The 22,282-nt window shown below is 34.8% G+C and carries 16 protein-coding genes and 1 tRNA gene; 8 read left to right on the forward strand and 9 right to left on the reverse strand.

Translation table 11 applies throughout. The features are described 5' to 3' along the window. The first annotated feature begins 25 nt into the window (after window positions 1-25). On the forward strand, window positions 26-1,696 hold the full coding sequence (locus AC1W31_RS06415; protein WP_481733588.1) for a M1 family metallopeptidase: 1,671 nt from the start codon (window positions 26-28) through the stop codon (window positions 1,694-1,696). 90 nt (window positions 1,697-1,786) lie between these two features. On the opposite strand, the gene AC1W31_RS06420 is transcribed toward AC1W31_RS06415, so the two are convergent. Then, window positions 1,787-3,088 (reverse strand): acetylxylan esterase, encoded by a 1,302-nt coding sequence (locus AC1W31_RS06420; RefSeq protein WP_481733589.1) that lies wholly within the window; start codon window positions 3,086-3,088, stop codon window positions 1,787-1,789. Between the two features lie 188 nt (window positions 3,089-3,276). Between AC1W31_RS06420 and AC1W31_RS06425 the strand changes: the two genes are divergently transcribed. The 4 genes from AC1W31_RS06425 (at window position 3,277) to AC1W31_RS06440 (ending at window position 7,698) form a co-directional block, all read left to right on the forward strand. Next, a complete protein-coding gene (locus AC1W31_RS06425; RefSeq protein ID WP_481733590.1) occupies window positions 3,277-4,188 on the forward strand; it encodes a sugar phosphate isomerase/epimerase family protein in 912 nt (303 codons plus the stop codon). Between the two features lie 83 nt (window positions 4,189-4,271). Continuing rightward, window positions 4,272-5,501, forward strand: coding sequence for a TCR/Tet family MFS transporter (locus tag AC1W31_RS06430; RefSeq protein WP_481733591.1), 1,230 nt, complete (start codon window positions 4,272-4,274; stop codon window positions 5,499-5,501). A 311-nt stretch (window positions 5,502-5,812) separates the two neighbouring features. Then, window positions 5,813-6,547 (forward strand): outer membrane lipoprotein-sorting protein, encoded by a 735-nt coding sequence (locus AC1W31_RS06435; RefSeq protein WP_481733592.1) that lies wholly within the window; start codon window positions 5,813-5,815, stop codon window positions 6,545-6,547. Window positions 6,548-6,672: 125 nt separating this feature from the next. After that, complete coding sequence (locus AC1W31_RS06440) at window positions 6,673-7,698, forward strand: quinone-dependent dihydroorotate dehydrogenase (RefSeq protein ID WP_481733593.1); 1,026 nt, start codon at window positions 6,673-6,675, stop codon at window positions 7,696-7,698. A gap of 121 nt (window positions 7,699-7,819) precedes the next feature. Here AC1W31_RS06440 and AC1W31_RS06445 read toward each other — a convergent pair whose 3' ends face one another. The 8 genes from AC1W31_RS06445 to AC1W31_RS06480 form a co-directional block, all read right to left on the reverse strand. Next, the gene (locus AC1W31_RS06445; protein WP_481733594.1) at window positions 7,820-8,794 is read right to left on the reverse strand and encodes a hypothetical protein; all 975 of its coding nucleotides are present in this window, start codon (window positions 8,792-8,794) and stop codon (window positions 7,820-7,822) included. Between the two features lie 3 nt (window positions 8,795-8,797). Then, window positions 8,798-9,799 carry a glycosyltransferase family 2 protein gene (locus tag AC1W31_RS06450; protein ID WP_481733595.1) on the reverse strand — a complete coding sequence of 334 codons (1,002 nt, stop codon included), beginning with the start codon at window positions 9,797-9,799 and terminating at the stop codon, window positions 8,798-8,800. 105 nt (window positions 9,800-9,904) lie between these two features. Then, window positions 9,905-9,976 (reverse strand) — tRNA-Arg (locus tag AC1W31_RS06455). 225 nt (window positions 9,977-10,201) lie between these two features. Then, a complete protein-coding gene (gene hflX / locus AC1W31_RS06460; RefSeq protein WP_481733596.1) occupies window positions 10,202-11,440 on the reverse strand; it encodes a GTPase HflX in 1,239 nt (412 codons plus the stop codon). Between the two features lie 9 nt (window positions 11,441-11,449). After that, window positions 11,450-13,381, reverse strand: a complete 1,932-nt coding sequence (locus tag AC1W31_RS06465) for an AAA family ATPase (RefSeq protein WP_481733597.1) — start codon at window positions 13,379-13,381, stop codon at window positions 11,450-11,452. A 437-nt stretch (window positions 13,382-13,818) separates the two neighbouring features. Next, complete coding sequence (locus AC1W31_RS06470) at window positions 13,819-14,655, reverse strand: DUF2911 domain-containing protein (protein ID WP_481733598.1); 837 nt, start codon at window positions 14,653-14,655, stop codon at window positions 13,819-13,821. A 177-nt stretch (window positions 14,656-14,832) separates the two neighbouring features. Beyond that, window positions 14,833-16,068 carry a C1 family peptidase gene (locus AC1W31_RS06475; RefSeq protein ID WP_481733599.1) on the reverse strand — a complete coding sequence of 412 codons (1,236 nt, stop codon included), beginning with the start codon at window positions 16,066-16,068 and terminating at the stop codon, window positions 14,833-14,835. Window positions 16,069-16,096: 28 nt separating this feature from the next. Next, window positions 16,097-16,399 carry a hypothetical protein gene (locus AC1W31_RS06480; RefSeq protein WP_481733600.1) on the reverse strand — a complete coding sequence of 101 codons (303 nt, stop codon included), beginning with the start codon at window positions 16,397-16,399 and terminating at the stop codon, window positions 16,097-16,099. Between the two features lie 922 nt (window positions 16,400-17,321). Here AC1W31_RS06480 and AC1W31_RS06485 point away from each other — a divergent pair. The 3 genes from AC1W31_RS06485 (at window position 17,322) to AC1W31_RS06495 (ending at window position 22,278) form a co-directional block, all read left to right on the forward strand. Further along, on the forward strand, window positions 17,322-17,861 hold the full coding sequence (locus tag AC1W31_RS06485) for a hypothetical protein (protein ID WP_481733601.1): 540 nt from the start codon (window positions 17,322-17,324) through the stop codon (window positions 17,859-17,861). 170 nt (window positions 17,862-18,031) lie between these two features. Next, window positions 18,032-18,823, forward strand: a complete 792-nt coding sequence (locus AC1W31_RS06490) for a hypothetical protein (RefSeq protein ID WP_481733602.1) — start codon at window positions 18,032-18,034, stop codon at window positions 18,821-18,823. Between the two features lie 563 nt (window positions 18,824-19,386). Next, window positions 19,387-22,278 carry a COG1470 family protein gene (locus AC1W31_RS06495; protein WP_481733603.1) on the forward strand — a complete coding sequence of 964 codons (2,892 nt, stop codon included), beginning with the start codon at window positions 19,387-19,389 and terminating at the stop codon, window positions 22,276-22,278. Window positions 22,279-22,282 lie beyond the last annotated feature (4 nt).

Genomic DNA, 22,282 nt, shown 5'->3' on the forward strand with positions numbered 1-22,282 from the left:
TTCAGTATTTTTTGTAAATTTGTGCATGAAAATTCATCCACAAACACTCTTTTTTGTTGCCTTACAAATACTTTTCAGTTTTGCAATTAGGGCGCAATTTACCCGTCAAGATTCTCTCAGAGGTACACTTTCGCCGATTCGTACGTGTTATGATGTAACCTTTTACGACCTTAAATTGAAGGTCATTCCCATTTCTCAAAGCATCGAAGGTTCCAATACGATTTACTATAAATCTACCGCTGATTTCAAAAAAATGCAGGTTGATTTATTCGCAAATATGCAAATTGTCAATATTTCTCAGCACGATAAGCCTTTGAAATATAGTCGAGAAGGAAATGCTATTTTTATCATTTTTACGGATATTCAGAAAAAAGGTAAGGCGTATGCTATCAAAATAGACTATCGTGGAAAACCTCAAATTGCCAAAAATCCACCTTGGGATGGTGGGTTTTCTTGGAAAAAAGACGTGAATGGAAAAGATTGGATTGTGGTTTCTTGCGAAGGAACAGGTGCAAGTTTATGGTTTCCCAACAAAGACCATTTATCTGACGAACCTGACTCTGTGAGAATTACGTGTGCCGTGCCAAAAGGTTTAACATGTGTTTCAAATGGCAATTTACGGAGTACAAAAGAATTAAAAATAGAAACTCAAGTATCTGATAATAAACAACTTAATAATATTCCGCCACTGCCTTACACAGAATTTGAATGGTTTGTGAGTTACCCGATTAATAATTATAATATGACTTTAAATATTGCTGATTATGCCAATTTTAAAGATGTTTACACCGCTCAAGATGGAGAGAAATTAGATTTAGATTATTATGTTTTAAAACCAAATTTAGAAAAAGCCAAAGCTCATTTCAAGCAAGTAAAACCCATGTTGGCTTGTTACGAAAAGTATTTTGGAAAATATCCGTTTTGGAAAGATGGCTATGCCTTGGTTGAAACGCCTTATTGGGGCATGGAACACCAAAGTGCGGTGGCGTATGGCAATAATTATAAATCCAATGAATACGGTTTTGACTTTATCATTATTCACGAATCTGGACATGAATATTTTGGCAATTCATTGAGTTGCAACGACCACGCCGAGATGTGGATTCATGAATCTTTTACCACTTATATGGAAGCCTTGTACGTGGAATGTACGCAAGGTTACGAGAAGTCGATTAAATATTTAGAAAAGCAAAAAGCTGGAATTCGTAACGGAGAGCCATTAATTGGACCAATGGGCGTAAATTATTCACAACCCGATTCGGATATTTATTACAAAGGAACGTGGATGTTGCATACCCTCCGCAATCTGGTGAATGATGATAAAATTTGGTTTGAAACGTTGAAAGGATTGGCCGAAAAATTCAAAATTAGCCATGTCACTACGGAGCAAATTATACAGTATTTTAACGAAAAAACAGGTAAAAATCTTACGCCAGTTTTTGATATGTATTTGAGAACTAAGCATATACCAACGCTCCAATATCAATTAACGCCAAAAGATAATAATACCGTTGAATTGCGTTTCCGTTACAAAGATTCAACTGATACAATGCCCATTAAAGCAGGATTTGGGCTAACAAACTACGAAGTTATTACCCCAAATAACGAATGGAAAATTAAGATTTTTCAGAAAGTAGAAGGACAGGAATTTAAAATTGCTACGGAATTGTTTTACATTAAGGCGGAGAAGATTTAGTAAAAATTACATTTTAACTTCCTGAAAGTTTAATCCACCATGGATATTGTTTCGGGAAGTTAATCCATATTTCTTGAAATTTCAATTCACCTACTTCTTCAACTGACTAATCAACCAACTTTTCTGTTTTTCCATTTGCTCATTAAAAACCCAATGAGCAGATTCCAAGGCTAAAAATTGTTCTTTTGGAGATTTGATGACATTATAAGCTGCAGAAATTGAAGTTGGTGGACACACATCATCATTATAGCCAAAACTAAACATTACGGGAGCCGTAATGAATCTCGCAAAATTCAAGGCATCGTAATATTTGACGGTTTCCAAATTATCTTGATGACTTCCCTTTGTCCAAGCATTTTTGTCGGCAAAAGGTTGCGGCCAACCACCTGCACGCTCGTATAAGGTACCTGTCATATCGCACATGGCAGGATGAATCACGAAAGCACAGGTGACTCTTTTATCCAATCCAGCCGTTACCAACGACAACGCTCCTCCTTGACTACTGCCCGTTACACCCAAATTTTTACCATCCCATTGTGGCAGAGAAGTTAGAAAATCATTGGCTTTGAGACATCCCAAAAATACTCTTTTGTAAAAATAACGGTCTTTATCATTTAAATCTCGAACCCAATATTGATTGTTCCAACCCGCTGAAATATCATCATAATTTTGCTGTGGCATAATCACTGAAATCCCATGAATACCTATTTCAAAGGCAATAATATCCTCATTTGTTAAACCAATATCCCCATTATAAGAACGAACGCCCGCTCCTGGCACTTTCAACACTGCGGGAAATTTACCTTCCTTTTTGGGAACGGTCAAAATGCCATAAAGCCTTGCCCCAAGCTTCCAATTTTGCAAACTTACATGATAAACATTCACTTTATCAGTGCAACGTTCTGGCAATAAAACCATTTTTGTATCCATCGGAAGCTTGGTATTTTCTTCGATGGCTTTATTCCAAAAATCTTTAAAATCAGTGGGAAGCATCACAGTAGGTTCGATTTTTTCGGGAGAAAAACCTGCCGTAGTCCATTCCTTGAAAGATTTTCCTTGAAATTCAGTCTTTACCGTACAACGCAAAAAGCCTGCAACTTTCATTGTTCCTCCGTCAATCGTAAGCATTCCATCTTTCAAAACATCCTCTTTTACGAGCGTTGAAGGCATTTTTTCTGGGCCAATTTCATAGCTAATTTTCACGCCTTCCCAAAGCACATTTCCTTTAAAAATTTTTATATTAAATTTCACTTTTTTACCTACGGCATATTTCCAATCGGGGCGGTCGGGAGAAACCATAATTTTCACCCATTTTTCAGCGGGTGGTGGTTGGGCAATGATACTCCGAAAATTAAAAAAGAGGATTGAAAAAAACAGCATGAGCGTTTTCATAATGATTGAGAATTAAGGTATTTGAAAAGACAGCACAGGATTGAGCTTTCGCAAAACTATTAAATATTTGTCAGGTTTTAAAGGTTGTTATAGGGTAATTCCAAAACTAATTAACTGCTTATTTCAGTAGCTTTTTTAATAATTAGTCTTTTAAAATTATAAATTTAACTATTCAAAATATTCACAAAATGTCCGAAATATCACGTCGTAATTTCTTATTTCAAGCGGGTTTAATTACTACCGCTTCTATGATTTCTTGGGAAAGTTTAGCCAAAATACCCAATCTAAAATTAGCTTATTCTGCCATCACTTGGGGAGGAAAAGATTTGGAGGCAATGAAGGATATTGCCTCATTAGGCTTCAAAGGTGTTCAATTACGTTCAAACTCTTACGATAATTACAAAACTAAAGTCAGTGAATTGAAAGAGCAAATCTTGGCAAATGGTTTGGCATTACCCATGTTTTCGAGTGGCAATGTAGAAATTGACCCCGCCAAAGAACAAAGCACCATTGATATTCACGTGGCACATGCCAGTTTTGTGAAAGCATTGGGCGGAAATTCCATTCAATTAACAAATTCGCTTCGTAAAAAAGACTCAATACCTACCACGGAAGAACTAAAAAGATTAACATTTGTGATGAATGAAATTGGCAAACAAACGGCCGATTTAGGGATTCAAACAACTTATCATAACCACATGAATCAATTTGGCGAAACCCCCGAAGAAGTGGATGTTATCGTTCAAGCCATGAATCCAAAATATTTAAAATTATTGTTGGACGTTGCTCATTATCATCAAGGAGGAGGTAATCCCGCAAAAGCAGTTTTGGACTACAAAGATATTATTGATGCGCTTCACATTAAAGATGTACAGTCTCCGTTAGCTGATAAGCCAGAGGACAAAAAAGCTTATAAATTCGTTGAATTGGGACAAGGAAATGTAGATTTGAAAGCCGTTTTTGATAATTTACAGAAAATTAATTTCAAAAAATGGGCCATCGTTGAATTAGACGGTGTACCCGTTCAAAACCGCTCTCCAAAGCAATCAGGCGAGATTAGTAAGGTATTTTTGAGAGATAAAATTGGGTTTAAAATTTAGTTTTAAGGGTTGGGATTACGTTTGAATAGGGCAAATTTGTTTAAAAATGACTAACTTGCGAGACATTTTATCACTCATTTATCATGTCAACAAAGCGTAATCCTGCCATTGTTTTTATCTTTATCACCATTGTTATTGACGTTCTTGGAATCGGAATTATTATTCCCGTACTTCCCAAAATATTATTGGAACTCACTGGAAAGGGATTCAGTGAAGCATCACAATATTCTGGTTATTTGATGGCTTCTTATGCCATTATGCAGTTCGTTTTTTCTCCAATTATTGGCGGATTAAGTGACAAATTTGGTCGTCGTCCCGTTATTTTAGCTTCGCTTTTTGGCTTTTTCTTGGATTATATGATTTTGGTTTACGCCCCTACTATGGGGTGGCTTTTTGTTGGTAGAATTTTGGCAGGCATAACAGGAGCAAGTTTCACAACAGCAACGGCTTATATTGCTGATATTTCAAATGATGAAAATCGCTCAAAAAATTTCGGAATGGTCGGGGCGGCTTTTGGACTTGGTTTTATTATTGGGCCACCCATTGGTGGAGTTCTTGGTGATATAGGAACTCGGGTTCCATTTATGTTTGCTGCTGGATTATCCTTAGTAAATGCGCTGTATGGATACTTTATTTTACCAGAATCTTTATCCAAAGACAATAGAAGAGATTTTGATTGGAAAAGGGCAAATCCAGTGGGTTCGCTTAAAAATTTGGGACGATATCCAGCACTTTTGGGCTTAGTAGGAGCCTTGTTTTGCCTTCAAATTGCGGGACAAACGCACCCAAGTACGTGGTCATATTTTACAATGAAAGAGTTTGGCTGGAACTCAAAACAAGTTGGATGGTCATTGGCTTTTGTGGGGTTAATTGTTGCCATCGTACAAGGTGGTTTGAATAGAATAATAAACCCAAAAATTGGCGATCGGAATTCAGTTATTATTGGTTTATTGTTTTACGGAATAGGGTTTATGCTATTTTCAATTGCCACAAATGGCTGGATGATGTATATTTATATGATTCCATTTGGTCTGGGAGGTATCGCTGGCCCTGCACTTCAAAGTTTAATTACAAAGCAGGTTGCCCCCAATGAACAAGGCGAATTGCAAGGAGGAATTACAAGTTTACAAAGCGTTACCACCATTATTGGGCCTTTGGTAGCCTCAAATTTATTCTCGTATTATTCTGATGGAAAAGACCATTTACAATTCCCAGGAGCCGCTTTTTTCATGGCGGGCATACTAACTTTCTTAGCGTTGGCGATAGCTTTAAAATCATTTCCTAAAAAACAAGTAATCATTACTAAGGTTTAAAATCTGAGAATCAAATAATTTAAAAACTCCTCAAAATAGTCAATTTTTGAGGAGTTTTTTGTTGTAAAAATAACATACCGCCACGATGTTTAAGAAAAAAAATATTTAAACCTGCTACTTAATATCATTCATTATCAAGTGTAATTTCCGAAGTTTTCGTAGCCAAACATCCGCTCGATTAATTACCTTTTATCCTCTGTTTTTACTGATTATCACGATATTATTTTGTGATAAAATTTTTCGTGATTACATTTCCAATATAATTATAAATAGTGCCTTTTTTAAACGAAACTTAAACTAAAAACAAGGAAATGAGACTTACAAAAATTATCGCTTCGGCATTTGTTTTATTGGCAACTTCAGCTGCTTCTTTTGCTCAGACTGCTGATGAAATTGTGGCAAAACATATTGAAGCCATGGGTGGAACTGACAAATGGAAATCGTTGAAATCAATGGAAATGAAGAATAAATTTTCAGTTCAAGGTATGGATATTGATAGTAAAACCGTCATTGTAAATGGAAAAAGTCTTAGAACTGATATTTCAGTAATGGGTCAAGAAATTATTTCAGCAATCGACGGTGAAACTGGTTGGGCGCAACAACCCGCAATGATGGGCGGAACGGGCGAACCAGAAGATATGCCTGGGGCATTGGTAAAAGAAAGTAGAAAACAAGTGAATTTAGGAGGTTCGTTATTGAATTATAAAGAAAATGGTTCAACGGTAGAATTAGTTGGTAAAGAGAAATTAGATGGCGTGGATGTTTATCATTTAAAATTGACTGAAAAAAATGGTGATATTACGAATCTTTTCCTTTCAACTGCCAATTATTATACGCTAAAATCAGCTGGAAAAAGAAATATTCAAGGAAAAGATATTGATGCCGAAGTGAATTTTTCAAATTTTAAACAAATTGAAGGTTTAACTTTTCCGTTCACCATGGAAACCGCCAGTCCGATGGGTGGCATGATGACTATCGAAACGGAAACAATCAAATTGAACCCAACAATTGACGATACTATCTTCAAAAAGCCTGCAAAGAAATAATATCAAGATTTATATGTTTCAAAACCCTGTAAAACTCAAATTTTTGCGGGGTTTTCTTTTTGTGTTTTGTAATTTTGTACTGCAACCCGAAGTTTTCACCTCGGATTAAAACTAAAACTAACAAAATGTACAAATACATCCTTCAACCACTTTTATTCAAATTTGATGCTGAAAAGGCACATTATATTACTTTTAATTTGATTAAATTTCTTTTCAAAATTCCCTTTGTATCCCAAATTTTCAAGGCAACTTACCATTACGAACACCCAAATTTAGAGCGTGAAGTTTTTGGATTGAAATTCAAAAACCCCGTTGGTTTGGCCGCAGGTTTTGATAAAAATGCCGTCATGATTGATGAATTTGCTAACTTAGGATTTGGCTTCATCGAAATTGGCACCTTAACACCCAAACCACAAGCAGGAAACGACAAAAAAAGACTTTTTAGATTGAAAGACGACCAAGCCTTAATCAATCGAATGGGCTTTAATAATGACGGTGTAAAAGTGGCAGTTGAACAATTAAGAAAACGGAAAAGTGATATTTTGATTGGTGGAAATATTGGTAAAAACAAACTTACACCTAATGAAAATGCGGTTGATGATTATCTAATTTGTTTCCACGAATTATTTGATGTGGTTGATTATTTTGTCGTAAATGTAAGTTCACCCAATACGCCAAATTTGAGAGCATTGCAGGAAAAAGAACCTTTGAAGCAATTATTACAAACGCTCCAAAATGAAAACGAAAAGAAAGCAAAACAAAAGCCAATTCTATTGAAAATTGCCCCAGATTTAACGGATTCTCAATTGGATGATATTATTGAAATAGTACAAGAAACCAAGATTGCGGGTGTAATAGCCACAAACACAACTATTTCACGAGAAGGCTTAAAATCAGACGAAAATTTGGTGAAAGAAATGGGTGGATTGAGTGGTAAACCTGTCACAAAACGCTCGACGGAAGTGATAAAATATTTAGCTCAAAAATCAAATAAATCGTTCCCAATCATTGGCGTTGGAGGGATTCATTCACCCGAAGATGCGATTGAAAAATTGAATGCTGGAGCATCATTAATTCAGATTTATACAGGATTTATTTACGCAGGGCCTTCGTTGGCGAGTGAGATTAATAAGGCTTTGGTTAAAGGATAGAGATTAGTGTTTAGAGAATAGTTTTGAAAATAACATTCTGTCTGATAAAATTTTCATTTTTATTCTCTAATTTTTATTAAGGCTAAATTAATTCGTGCCTTTGCTTCTTTGTACCTGACTTCTAATAATTCTCAATAAAATTAATCGCCTTCCAAGCCGATTTCTCTATCAGATTTATTAAAAAATTCTTCTCTTTTTTCGGAGGGGTAAACTTTCCATAGGCAGGAATTATTTGCTTAAAAAACTGAAAATGATTTCTTAATAAAGCTTCATTATATTCTTTAAAAAATGGCTTTAAAGCAGGATAATTAGTTATTTTTGATGACTTTATGTGTTTGGAAAGTAAATCCGGTTTATCTGGCGTGTAGCCACTAAAATGGAAAAACATCAAATTTTCATTTCCATTAATCACATATTTTCCATTTACCACACTAACTGTTCTCTCATGAATATTCCAGTAAGCCAAATTGTACGCTGGATTATATTCTATTAATACTTTATCATAAAAAATCGGTACAAAATTGGCACACAATTGGTCAATTCCCATGCCATTACAAAAATCATAATAGCCATAATCCTTCAGGTGATTTCTCCACCAATTCAAGAATTTAAACGTATTTTCAGACCGCTTCATTCCCACAAAACCCGTGTTGTATAATCCTGCATTTAGAAACCGTTTTTCATTCCATTCTTCCTGTAAATCAATGGGTTGTGTGATGTGCGGAGTGATAATAATATCGTAAGAATCAAGGTTTTTTTCGATGGATTCCACGCTGTCCGTTATCCATAAATCGGTATCAAAATAGATGAGTTTTTCTAACGCTGGATATTTTTCAAAAAGATATAATCCAAAAACTGGTTTGCAAGCCGTGGCGACTTCCATAACCGTATATTCACCTTTAAAACCTGATAAATTGACTGGCTGAACTTCCGAAATAGGAATAATTTGATAAGGAATTTCAAAATCCATAACAGGCAATTCGTCCACCAAACCAATGATTAATTCATAATCTGGGTTCGTTTCCTTCAAAGATTCGCCCATTGTGAGGGCTTGATACAAATAATTAGCCGTACAGACTGTGTATATTAATTTCATATTTTATTCTAACAAATCGCCCAAAGCGGCAACGAAAGGGGCTTTCCAAGAGGCTTCTTGGTCTTTATACCGATGATAATCTCCTTTAAAAAGTAAATTTAAAACTGGAAATAGTCTCGCTAAATGAAAAGGGGAAAGCGTACCTCTGGTTTCGTAATAATTAATAATTTTATCAAAATGCTTGAAATTACGATTATCAGCATCAATTCGTTCCGATAAAGCATCTTTCAAAACACAAAAATAGTCTCTTTTTTCCAAGAAAGGAGCAAGTTTTTCATTTCGAGGGCGTGAAAATCTATCTTTTAATGAAACAGTTTTACCCGCTTCTTTTGCTTGAGTACCAATTTGTTGAAAACTATGTTGGCGATAAGAATTTAGTTTTTCCTCTATCAATCCAATTTTATCCAACATGGCAGCAACAATCGTTATCCAATTATCATGAATCATCAAAGGAATATGCGTTGGGAAAGGGATTATTTTCTCCATTAATTCCCTCCGAAATGCCATCATACAGCCCGCCGAACGATTGCCCGCCAAGAGTATTTCAACGCCATTACCATCTTTGAATTGCTGAATTTGTGGTTGATGAAAGCGGACTACTGACCAGAAGTTTTTGCCTAAACTTAGCCCCGATTCATCTGCCAAATCAGCATCACAAAAGACTGCTAATTGAGAAGGATTGTCTTGAAAATACGCATCAATTTTCGCTAATTTATCAACGTGCCAAATGTCATCTTGGTCGCACATTAGAATAATATCACCGCTACAAAGAGAAATGGATTTTTCAAAATTTTTGGTAACTTTCAAAGGGGAATTGTTAATGAAAACTTTGATATTCAACACATTAGAAAATTCCTTGATAATAGAAATGGTGTCATCCGCTGAGCAATCGTCAGTAATGACGACTTCAAAGGGCGGTAAAGCTTGATTCGCTAAACTTTGGAGTTGTTCCCGTAAAAATCTGGAACCGTTGTATGTACAGAGGGCGATTGATAAGGTTTGCAAAAGAGGTTATTTTAATGTACCACGATTCTCCAGAATCGTAAAATATTGCACCACAATTCTCCATATATTAAAAAACGATTCTGGATAATCGTGGCACAGAAAAAGTGGCTTCAGCGGGAATCGAACCCGCATCGAACGTTTAGGAAACGTCTATTCTATCCGTTGAACTATGATGCCATTATCTTTGAAGAACCCGCATCGAACGTTTAGGAACCGTTCCGTTGTGGAGCAATATTCTATCCGTTGAACTATGGTGCCTTTTTCAATTGACAATTGATAATGAACAATAACCGATTATTTTACAAATTTCTGCAAAATCGTTTCAATATAAAAGTATTTGGAGAATTTGAAAGCAAATTTTTATCTGTAAATAATTATCAACTGTCCATTATCAATTATTCATTAACCATTATCAATTTCTTCCGAAATCCAATTTGGGAAAATCAAAATGTGTTTTTCCTTTACTAAATTGATGATTGCTTCTCTCAACTCTTCAATATTTTCTCGTTGTTCAGCCGAGATGAAAACGGTGCGGGGTTGAGGAGCATTCATGAAAGAATTTTTTAAGAATTCAGTCACTTTTTCAATTCTAATTTGCTGATTTACAGGTTCATTACCAGAACCAATTTCCCAGTCATGAATCTCCACATCTTCTGCTGAAAACAAATCTATCTTATTGAAAACCAGAATAGTAGGTTTATCTCCCGCACCAATTTCTGCCAAAGTTGAATTTACTACATCAATTTGTTCTTGATAATTTGGGTGCGAAATATCAACTACATGAAGCAAAATATCCGCCTCACGAACTTCATCTAAGGTTGATTTAAATGACTCAATCAACTTTGTCGGCAATTTACGAATAAATCCAACGGTATCTGAAAGTAAAAAAGGAACATTCTCAAAGGTCACTTTTCTAACTGTCGCATCCACTGTGGCGAAGAGTTTATTTTCCGCAAAAACATCCGCTTTTGAAAGTCGCTGCATCAAGGTAGATTTTCCAACATTGGTATAACCCACTAATGAAACTCTTACCATTCGATCCCGATTTTTCCGTTGTGTCATCGACTGTTTGTCAATTAGCATCAATTTTTCTTTTAAAAATACAATACGGTCTTTAGCAATTCTTCGGTCAGTTTCCAATTCTTTTTCACCAGGGCCACGCATACCCATACCGCCTCGTTGTTTGGAAAGATGGGACCACATTCGGGTTAATCTTGGCAACACATATTGTTGCTGAGCCAATTCGACTTGGGTGCGTGCCTGAACAGTTTGGGCTCTCATCGCAAAAATTCCCAAAATTAGGGAACTACGATCGAGTATTTTTACTTCTTTAAGGAATTTCTCAAACTCATTTTCAATATTTCGGACTTGAATAGGCGATAAATCATCATCAAAAATGACCATATCTACATTTTTATCAATCACATAAGCGATAATATCTTGCATTTTCCCTTTCCCGACATACGTTTTGTTATCGGGTTTTTCTAATTTTTGGGTGAATGTATGAAGTGTATCAATTTTTGAAGTATCGGCAAGAAATGCTAATTCGTCTAAATATTCTTTGGTTTGTTCTGCGGTTTGTTTCTGTGTTTGAACAGCCACTAAAACGGCAGTTTCATTTTGTTCTTCTGTATTGTGCATAATTTAATATTATTGTTCATTCAATATCCCCTCATATCCCGTCAAATGCAAATAATTCTCTTCTTTAACTTCAAAAGTATGATTAAATTTATCAGCAATTACAACGACCTCCAAAGGTTTTAAGCTACCTTTTTTGGCTAATTCTTTCGATAAGGAAATCAAGAATTCTTTATTATTTTCTAATAATTCACGAGTCTCTTTTGTCAAATCTCGAATCATCCTCTCAATTGCCCAATCCGTAACACTCAAATCCATGCTATATGGCCCTGAATGGGCATAATAGGCTTGAAAATTTTTATCAAAGCCATATTTACGGATATATTCCATAATCATAGATGTGGCTTCCTCACGGTCGAAAGAACGAGAAATGGTTGCTTTTTCTTCTCCAAAAACGATTTCTTCGGCAATTCCTCCCGCCAAGAAAATTTTGATTTTATTGATAATATTTTCTTTCGATAAATGAATCAAATGCGGAAACGAAAACCCTTGTGCATAACGTGAAGCAACTCTCGACTTCAATTGTAACGGTGCAAGTCCCAATAAAATTCCGTAAACGATGGCGTGACCTGACTCATGAACGGCAATATTTGCGACCATATCGGGCGAGTTATCTTGACGAATTTGGTCAATTTTACCCACATAATCTAATTCAATTGTTCGTTTTCCAGCCAATTGAGCAATAATTTTCCTTTTCTCAAAATCATAATCTATCGCAATGTGCATGAGATTTCCCATGAATGCTTCGAACAATAATTTTGACAAATTTGCTTCAATAATATCCGTAATACTCGAAAAAACCGGTCTTACGCCTTGCACTGGAAAAACACCATTTTGATAAATTAGTTGATTTAGATTTTTTGTAATCTCGATATCTACCCCAAAATGTTCTTTATTTTTCTTCACAATTTTGACTAATTCTTCCGAAATTAGTTTTTCAAAATCAATCTTTCTTAAAGATTTGTAAATCAAATGAATATTGCCAAAACGGGCTACTTGCTCAGGTTTAAATTTGCGGGAAAGTGCATTTTTAACATCTACAATGGTTATTTTTTCGGTATATGCTCTAAAAATATCCGCTTCAATATCTGTCTCGCCCGTTTCGTTGGCCATCGAATAGGCTTCGTCCAAATTTCCCGAAATAATTATCAACGTTTTCGAGTGATTGATAGGTTCGTAAACCTTCTTTTTTTCACGAGTTTGTTGCATCATCATCAACACATCTTCTTCCCGCATTTCCGCTATTTCATTGACACTTTCTTTTAAATCAAATATCTTTTTTAGGCTTTGTGCTTCCCAAACGCCCACGGTTGCTTCATCATCATCCGAATAATTTGCACCCATCGGATTCATCGGGTCGGGTGGCATTGGCGGCGCATCTCGTAGCTTTTGCTTGCGTTTCTGGCGTTGCATGGCAGCGTATAGATAGCGTTGCAAATAATCATCAATTGACTCTTTTGCGTCTCTTTTTGCCAATTTTCCATCCGATAATAATTCCCAAAAATCCTGGAATCGGGTATTTAAAAGCGGTTTTCCTTCTGAATCTATCGTATAAAATCGCTGAATTTCATCGAACAGAACAATGGCAGGTTTAGCATTATTGATGCCATTTGTTTCTAAAATTGATGATACATTGCTGTTCCAAGTACTTTCTCCGTTCGAGAGTTCAACCTCTACAAATCGGTCTTGATATTCTAATTTTGAGACTAATTTTCTAATTAAATCCGTTTTACCTACGCCTGTCATTCCCCACAGATTGACAATGATTGGGCGTGTCAAAATTTCTGGCATTAAATACCAAATTTGTATATAATCTACTAATTCTTCAATGATATAGTCGATACCAATAAATTCACGTTTTAATTCAATCTTGATGTTTTCAAGACGTTGTTTTTTGGTGTTTATCTCTTCGAGATTTATGTTTATTTTAGGTTGAATTGACATACACTGGTTATTAGTTATTGGTAATTAGTTATTGGTTGATAGATTTTAGGATATGATTAAATGCTTATCCTAATAACTGATTACAAATAACCAATAACTAAAAACGAATACACAAATGTATTAACTAAAAATACAAATAATGTTTTACATGAAAGAATTAACCAATAAAATGAATTTGAAAATTAAATTGCCCTTCGGAGGACATTACTTATGGTAGTATTTTGAGGAAACCGAGAGGAAAAACTTAGCATAGAACTTGTCTTAACTTCATTGTAATTGCGCTTTAGAAAACATTTAAAAATTTATATTATAAAGTTGGGGGTAATTTTTGGAAAATGCAAATCTGGAATTAGTTACTGGTTATTTGTTATTAGTTAACGGTTGTTGAAAATCTTTACAAAACCCTAAATTCATAACTAATAACCAGTAACAAGTAACTATTTCAACGAAGCAATCAACTTCTCATTGTTGGCTACGTAATCATCATTTTTAGCTTCTTTTGCAGACAAAATAGACTCATTGGCAGTTTTAATAGCGCCAGCTTTATCACCCAATTTTGCTTGAATTTTTGCTTTTAAGTGCATAATCCAGAAGGCTTTTGGGTTGCTTTCGATTGCTTTATCAGCCCAAGAAAGTGCTTTTGTTAAATCCTTTCCTGTTTCAAAATAATAAGAAGCTGCTTGAAAATATGGACGGTTATCAACCGTCATGGCATTTTCAATTGACTTTGAAATTTTAGCATCAATATCAGCCGTTACTGGAAAAGAAATCGCTGTTTTTTCCCACATAATTTGAATATTAGCACTGGCAGGCATCACGTCAGCAATTTGCATCGTGAAAGTCTCAATGTTCATTGGTAACGTCATTGGTTTCACTTTGAATTTTGCTACATCTTCTTCGGATTTATAACCATCAACGCCCCAATTATTCAAGCCTTTGTTTAAAATGACTTCCCATTCATCTTTGTTTGGAACCGTATAAAGAACGTAAGAACCGGCCTTTACCGCAACTCCACCTACTTTTACATCTTCACCGAAAGTAACTTTAGTGGCTGCATTAGCGCCGGTTCTCCATAATTTTCCTAAAGGAGCTAAATCTCCGAAAACGACACGCCCTTTCATGTTGGGACGAGAATAAATGATTTCAATTGACGACAAAGCAAAATCTTGCTTAATTATTTGCGTTGTACTTGGAGCGGGAGTTTTAATCGCCTGAGCATTTGCCCCAAAATTTACTAAAAGTGTTGCTACGATAGCATAAAATATTTTTTTCATGATTATTGTTTGTTGCAACTACACAGATAAATTTTTTTGTAGAGAAAAATAGTGTATTAATTTTTCTATAATCTATGCAGTTTTGTTAGATTAAAGTGCAAAGTTAAGGATTGTTTTATGAACAAGAATACCGTTCATGTAATGATCATTTCAATTTTACGCTTACTGAGCTTAATGTTATTCTTTGGAGGAACTTTCTTCTTCTTCGTCATCTTCATCCCCGTCCTCTTCTTCATCATCATCCTCGTCATCCTCCTCCTCTTCATGTTCATCATCTTCCTCTTCATCATCATCCTCATCCTCTTCTTCATTTTCTTCTCCAGCGATGGCAAAATCAAAATCATCTTCAGAAATGGCATATTCAGCACAAAGCTCTTCCAAGGCTTCGATAAAACCTTCAGCATCGGTTGTATCCAAGTAAAAATCATTCATGGTTACTTCAAAATTGCCGTCTTCATCTTCTTCCGAAATTTCGTAATCGAAAAAGAAATCTTCTTCCGTTTCGGTATATTCAATCATTAATGCTTCCAAATCTTCCACAAAGCCTTCTCCATCATTGGTTAATAAATAGAAGTCTTCGATTACAGTGGTGTCTTCATCGGTGAAAGAAGACGATTCATCTTCATCCCAAACTTCATCGCTATAATTTGATTCATCGATGGCTTTTATGATCCAAGAATCATTTCCATTATAATTTTCGTTAATCACATAATCGTAGGGAATAAAGCAATAACCTTTATCTCCCCATCCTTCGCCCCACGAATTGCGAACGATAAATACTTTGTCGGGATCTGAATAACCTACGGCCAACATGGCGTGCCAACCATCAGTTTCACGAACACTTTCCTTTTTCTTGGGCATTGGTACTCGCCCTTTATTGTTGCAAGCATCATCAAAAGAAGTGAAGGTATTTAAGGCAAAAGCAATTGGATGTCCTTCGGCAAGGGCATTTCTCCAAATATCAAGGTCCGTTTCAAGGGCTTGCGAATCGGTAATTTTGAAATTCTCACCTTCGGCGTAAGCGTCTTCGTGGGGTTCTTGCAAGATTAAATCTTCGTCATTGGGCCAATTTGATTCTGAACAAGCCCCGTATTCTTGCAAGCCTTTGATGGCTGTTTCCATAAATGACCCGCCATCTTCATCTTGCGCATCATCTAAATACCGGGCGTTATAATAGACAAACAAACGACTTACATCCGACTCGTCTTTCATCTCACGCTTGGCAATATATTCATAAGCACCTGCAAGGGCATTCGCTACGCAACTACTGCCTACTTGTTCTTCAACAGCAGTCATAAATTTGCGTAAATCAACTTTAGAGGGAAGGCTCTCGATTTTGCCAGTAAGATATTTTTTTGAATTGGCAGCGGCTTTAACTGGCGGTCGATATCCGCCTAATTTGGGTGATTTCATGGTGGCAATAAAATATTCTAATGTGTTATTAATCCGTAAATTGGTCAATGATAAAGAACATAAAAATGATAACTACAATATCAAAAACTGGCAATGCATTGATTTTTAGCGCTAAATTATAGTTTTGATTTTTAAAGGCAATCCAAGAAATAATTTGGGCAATAATTATCAAAATGGGCAATGCAGCCATACAACCAAACAGAATCCATGTTTTATTGGATTCCATAGAACCAGGGGCATCAAACATCATCGGCGACATCATGGCGCCAAAAATCGAAGGGATTAGAATAATAAGGAAAATTACATTTGTAACAATTACAGGGGTTTTCATGATTTTTGTGATTTAGTGATTGGGCGTTGAATACACCAATCCAAAGTAAAGTCATTTTAATCTGAAAATCAAATTAATGGTATTATATAACGCACCTTTCAGGGCAGATTAACTTCAAAATCTTAGCATTTAGAAATAGGCCATCTAAGTTAAGTATTGCCTCGTTTAAGATATTTAGCTCTATTTGATGCTTTGGCAATATCTCACCATATTACCATTGGTCGATGTTACAGTACCACTTGGCGAGTAAGATTAAACTTGCAGAAAATTTGACGTAATATTACACTGTTAATTATTGTTTAAAAATCATTAATAAATTTTCGTTGGTCTCCCTTTGTTTAGTAGTATTTGTGCGTGATTTTCAACTGCTTGCATTTGAAGTTATATTAATTGAGCATCAAACTGAATTGATTACGGTTATCATTTACCCAATAAGTAATTAATTTCTTACACTCCATTAATTGTTGTAGGATGTAATATTTTTTCTGCGTAACTTTGTTTTAATAAAATTCAAATTGTAATTTATTCATTTATTTATTTATTTTGTCTTTATTGTAAATACAACAAAGGAACCATTTTATTATCTCTGTTTGTTGTAATATCAAGTAACCGTATTGGTTTTTTTTAAACGTTAGATTGTAAGCGTAAATTCTATCATAATTTCTTTATATGTATAAACCTTTAAAAAGGTAAAATTTCCTGCCACTAATTTCTATCAATTAGAAACTTGTGGATAAGATAGTTGTTGGTTTAAGCCAACAACCACTCATTTCTAATAATTATTCTGATCTGTTGTGAGCCTCAATGTTACCTAATCTCTCAGGAGCACACGGGAAAAGTATGTCCACTATTTTAGAAACAGTTTTGTATTATCCGAGTACTTTAAATAAATTTTTTTAACATCACATTAAACAACCAAATAATGAAAAAGTTATCCTTTGCAGTTATCACCTTATTAACTTTAGGTTTTCACGGCACTTTTGCTCAGACTTCTTCTTCTACTTCAACAGTAGATATTCCTGCTTATGCTTTATTAGGATTTACTGGAGCAGCAAGTCTTACGATGCCTTTCGTAGCAGCGGCCATTCCTGGAGCAGAAATTGTAGCTCCGGCGGACAATAGTACACTATGGTTAAATTATTCTTCTGTAACATCAACAGCAATCAGCCTTTATACTATTAAGGTGAAAATAAGTGCGCTTATTCCTGGTGTTGATATTAGACTTACGGCTGCTAATCCAGTTATGACTACTGGTAGTGGTACGGGTGGTACTGGATCTGCTGCTCAAGTTATTACTGCAACTGACCAACCTATTGTAACGGGTATTGGAAGTTGCCAAACAGGTGCTGGTAGTGGTGCAGGAAGTAATCTAACGTATGCAATCAGTGTCAATAAGACCGATTACGCTTCATTATTTAAAAGCGCACCGGTTGTTACAGTAACTTACACGATGGCAGAATAAGTAATTATCTGAAATGGATTTTGTTGGTTAAGGTAAATGTGTTTTACCTTAACCAATAAAATAGTATCTTATCGATTAATATAATATTCTAATTATTCTATGATTAATGGCAGTCATTATTTTGCTGCATCATTTTACAAAATTTTACCCCTTATTAATTGAGTTATTTCATGAAAAAAAAATATCATTTATTTATTTTCGTTCTCTTTGTCTTTGGCTATTCTCAAACTTTTGCGGGGGTAGCAATATTAAATGGACTTACCCATACCCACACTGGCGTGAGTGGCACTACGATTACGGGTAGTATTAAATTGAAAAATGAAGGTGAAAAAGAAAGTCGTATTTTGATTTATCAGCAAGATGTAATTCTTTCCTGCAAGGAAGCCGTTGATTATCAAGACATTGGTAGCCACAATCACTCATTAGGAAAATGGTTACAGACCAGCGTTGATGAAAAAGTAATGCTGCCAAATGAAGAATATGAAATAACCTATACCATAAAAGTTCCTTCTGGAACGGTTGAAAGCGGCACGTATTGGTCGATCATTATGATAGAAATGACCGATCAACTTCAAATAGAAAAGCGTCAAGGAATACAAATTGATTCAAAAATTAGGTATGGCGTTCAAATTTTGACGGATATTGGGGTATCGGAAAGTCCAAAAATAGTTTTTGAAAAGGTGGATTTTAAGCAAACCAACGATTCCACTAAGATTGTACAGATAAAATTGAAGAATGAGGGGCTTTTTCTGTCAAAAACAAAGTTAAGCATTGAAATTTTTAATGATCAAGGGGTGAAAGTAAAAGTGATAATCGGGCCACAGAAAAAGGTATATCCGAGTTATTGTAATGATTTTGACATAGAATTAAAAGACATTCCCAAAGGCAAATACAGCGGAATCTTAGTGGCGGACAACGGCACGGATTTATTTGGAGAAAATATAAATATTGAAATTATTTAAAAAAATAAGAGAAAACGAAGCATTGTTACTTTATTCATCGTACAAGTCTTGATTTAATTACCTAACCACTATTTTACTTTATTTAAGGAGCAAAACATTCAGTTTTAACTGAATGACAAATACGTATATAAAATACCGTTAAAAAAAGCAGTTTTTAATAATACTTTTATGCCCCTATCTGTCGTCTTAAAATACGTTTAATTATTCATTGTCTTTTATTGACTTTGGAATAATTTATTGGATAATAAGACACGTATAACCTAACACGGTAAGGAGTGTATGGCTGCCTGACAAGTTGAAAATATCAGTATCAGTAATTAATTGATAATTGTTATTTAACAAAGTAAAAATACTGAATTTAGCATTACTATCATTTTTGAAAAACATTTTCACGCTACCACATTAAAGTTAAAGTGTTTAAAATAATCTTGAAAAAGCTGTTGCCTATACTTATATTTGTGGTGCTATCATTTGATATTTACGCCCAAAATTTTATAAGTATACAAGTATTAAATCCACCGAATAAAATAAAACCTGGACAATACTTTACGCTATTTCTGGAAATGAAGAGTAATACTCATTTTGAAGATAATGTAGAAATTGCCATTGCATTGCCTGAGGGTTGGCGTATTTTGATGAGCAAAAAACCAAGTGTTTTCAAAGGACAGCAAAGCGTAAAATTTATTTATACCATTGCTGCCTCGAGACTTGCGCCACAGGGTATGTATAATTTGGCAATAAGTGCCATAAGTGAAGGGCATAAAATTGAGAATAAAAATCAGATTGTTGAAGTTGAAAGCGTTCGAAAACTTGAAATATTGGCGCTGAATGTACCCGAATATATTAAAGAAGGAGATACCCTAAGTGTAGCGTATGTGATTCAAAACTTAGGAAATACCTCCGAAAAGATTATTTTAAAGACTTTTTACGGAAAAATAGAATTACCAAAGCCAGATACACTAACAGAAAATATCAACAAAATTATTTCCGCTAAACACAATAAGAAAGCGGGTCCCAAAAGTATTGAAATAAAACATAAAATTGATTCTGTTACCATTGAACCCAATAAATCTTTGCACGTAAAAGTTGTACAGATTATTCCAATGTCTAATAAAGATTCATGGAATACTTCCTCTGATTTACAGATAATCATGAAAGATTCAATACATCCTATTTCAAAAACAGTTTCGATTTCAGTATATTCCAGTAAGATTAAAGAAGGAGACCCCTACTTACGTTTCCCAATTGAAATGAGCGTATTGTATAGTAATTTTAAGTTTGGAGATAAAAGTATATCGGGTTATCAATATGATTTTAGAGGCAAAGGAGATTTAGATATCGCCAAAAAACATTATTTAAATTTTATCATACACGGCCCTAATCAATTAAACACACCTTCTACGAATAGTTTTGACCAGTATTCGTTTGAATATGCTTTTAAGAAAAAAACAGTCATTACAGGCGGAGATTATGCGCTGAAAGTAAATAATTTGACGGAGTTTGGGCGTTTTGGGAGAGGAATAAGGTTGGATCACGCATTCAAAAAGATGGAATTTTCATTATTTTACGTCAATCCAAGGTTTTATCCAAGACAAAGAGATACTTACGGGGGTATTTTTACGATAAAGCCCTCGACAAAATTCACGCTTTCGTTCAATATGTTATCTAAAACTTTAGTGGATAATAATTTAGACGTTTTTAGGGCTCATTTTTACGGATTCTCTGCGGCATTGCACCTTAAGAATTTCACGCTTGACAATGAAGTTTCAAGCAGTTTTTCACAAGGAAAAACAGATTTTGGGGTCTTTAATCGGATGAATTGGCGAATCGGTCGTTTACAAATAAATAATGATTTAATTTATACGGGGAAAAATTTTTACGGATTTTATAAAGACAGTTACTTATTAATTAATAGCCTCAATTATTATTTATCAAAAAAATTGAGCGTAAACTTGGTGAGTAATATAACTCGATTAAATCCAAGTAATGATATTACTATATTTGGCATTTCGCCTTATTCCGAGAGTAATATGCTATCATTGAACTATCAACTTAATAAGTTCAATCGTGTATTTTTGAGTTATGAAACACGGGAACGTGAGGATAAATCAAGTTTAAAACGCTTTTATTTTAATGAATCCTTTGGTAGAATAAGTTATAATATCCGTACAAAAAAGTTTACGTTTGGGTATGAAGCAAGATTAGGTACATCTCAAAATCTTTTAGTAAAGGCCGATTCTTCCGTAAATCAGCGGTTAATTCAACATACGGTTCAGCCACTCATGGAGGTACGTCCGGGGGTATGGATTGGTGGATATTTTGATTACCAACGAACCAGTAAATTCTCGGATGATAATGTTGCAAGAAATTTTTATTATTATGGTGGCTCGTTAAGAGTAGTTTTATCCAAGATTTTTAATGCTTCTGTGATGTTCCGAAACAATTATGCACCCGATGAACTCACAGAAATAAAGTCATTTTTAAACATCAATGCTAATTTACAATTAGGTAATCATGATTTAACGTTTACGGGTGGAGGCGCATTTGTGCCTAATGCGCAAATAAGTAATCAAGACAGCCATTTTTTTGCCTTAAAATATGGCTTCAAGTTCGGCGCTCCCATCGCTCGCAATAAAAAAATGGGTAGTATTAAAGGGCAAGTAGTCGGGCTGAGTGAAGATATTAATCTAAAAGGGATTATCGTGCAATTAGGAAACAAGCGTTTTATAACTGATGCCAAAGGCTCTTTTCAGTTTAATAACTTAGTTCCCAGTAAGTATTTTGTCAATTTAGTGCCCTCATCGATTGAATCAGGGGTAACTACTTTAGGACAGGTACCCTTAGAAATAATCGTAAAATCTGATACCATCTATAAAATTACGATTCCCCTGACAAAAATAGCAGCGATTAAGGGAAGAATAATTTTTCAGAAAAGTGAAAGCCCAGGAACCATAGATATTACAACACAAAAGCCCGTAGTATTGGTAAAATTATACAACGAAAAAGAAACATTTCTGACAGAAGTTGATAGTAAAGATGAATTCTCATTTAAAGAAATAAAACTTGGTAAGTGGCAAGTTTTAGCATTGATCCCTGGCCAATTAGACCAATTTTCAATTTCGTACTCACACCAATATATTGACTTAACAGCTGATATTGGAAAAGAGGTAATAATTACAATCATGCCCAAAGAAAGAAAAATTAATTTTTCTAACAAAACGCATGTATTAACCACAGAAAAAGCGATGATATTTCCAAAAATCGATAGCGTTAAGGCAGTAGATATTCATAAAACACATCGTCTGTTTCCAAAAATAAGGATAAAACTCCCCAAAAAGAGAAGTATTGGAATTGACTTAAACTATGACCCATTACATCAATTTTTCAATCATAAATCACGGGGAAAAAACGTCAATAATAATTACATCAAAAAGAAAGAAAATGAATTCTTCTAACAAA

It is taken from the genome of Arcicella sp. (genome assembly GCF_964672035.1).

Coding starts and splice junctions, on each gene's coding strand:
- AC1W31_RS06415 (WP_481733588.1), top strand. CDS start 26: ATGAAAATTCATCCACAAACACTCTTTTTTGTTGCCTTACAAATACTT.
- AC1W31_RS06420 (WP_481733589.1), bottom strand. CDS start 3,088: ATGAAAACGCTCATGCTGTTTTTTTCAATCCTCTTTTTTAATTTTCGG.
- AC1W31_RS06425 (WP_481733590.1), top strand. CDS start 3,277: ATGTCCGAAATATCACGTCGTAATTTCTTATTTCAAGCGGGTTTAATT.
- AC1W31_RS06430 (WP_481733591.1), top strand. CDS start 4,272: ATGTCAACAAAGCGTAATCCTGCCATTGTTTTTATCTTTATCACCATT.
- AC1W31_RS06435 (WP_481733592.1), top strand. CDS start 5,813: ATGAGACTTACAAAAATTATCGCTTCGGCATTTGTTTTATTGGCAACT.
- AC1W31_RS06440 (WP_481733593.1), top strand. CDS start 6,673: ATGTACAAATACATCCTTCAACCACTTTTATTCAAATTTGATGCTGAA.
- AC1W31_RS06445 (WP_481733594.1), bottom strand. CDS start 8,794: ATGAAATTAATATACACAGTCTGTACGGCTAATTATTTGTATCAAGCC.
- hflX (WP_481733596.1), bottom strand. CDS start 11,440: ATGCACAATACAGAAGAACAAAATGAAACTGCCGTTTTAGTGGCTGTT.
- AC1W31_RS06465 (WP_481733597.1), bottom strand. CDS start 13,381: ATGTCAATTCAACCTAAAATAAACATAAATCTCGAAGAGATAAACACC.
- AC1W31_RS06470 (WP_481733598.1), bottom strand. CDS start 14,655: ATGAAAAAAATATTTTATGCTATCGTAGCAACACTTTTAGTAAATTTT.
- AC1W31_RS06475 (WP_481733599.1), bottom strand. CDS start 16,068: ATGAAATCACCCAAATTAGGCGGATATCGACCGCCAGTTAAAGCCGCT.
- AC1W31_RS06480 (WP_481733600.1), bottom strand. CDS start 16,399: ATGAAAACCCCTGTAATTGTTACAAATGTAATTTTCCTTATTATTCTA.
- AC1W31_RS06485 (WP_481733601.1), top strand. CDS start 17,322: ATGAAAAAGTTATCCTTTGCAGTTATCACCTTATTAACTTTAGGTTTT.
- AC1W31_RS06490 (WP_481733602.1), top strand. CDS start 18,032: ATGAAAAAAAAATATCATTTATTTATTTTCGTTCTCTTTGTCTTTGGC.
- AC1W31_RS06495 (WP_481733603.1), top strand. CDS start 19,387: ATGAAGAGTAATACTCATTTTGAAGATAATGTAGAAATTGCCATTGCA.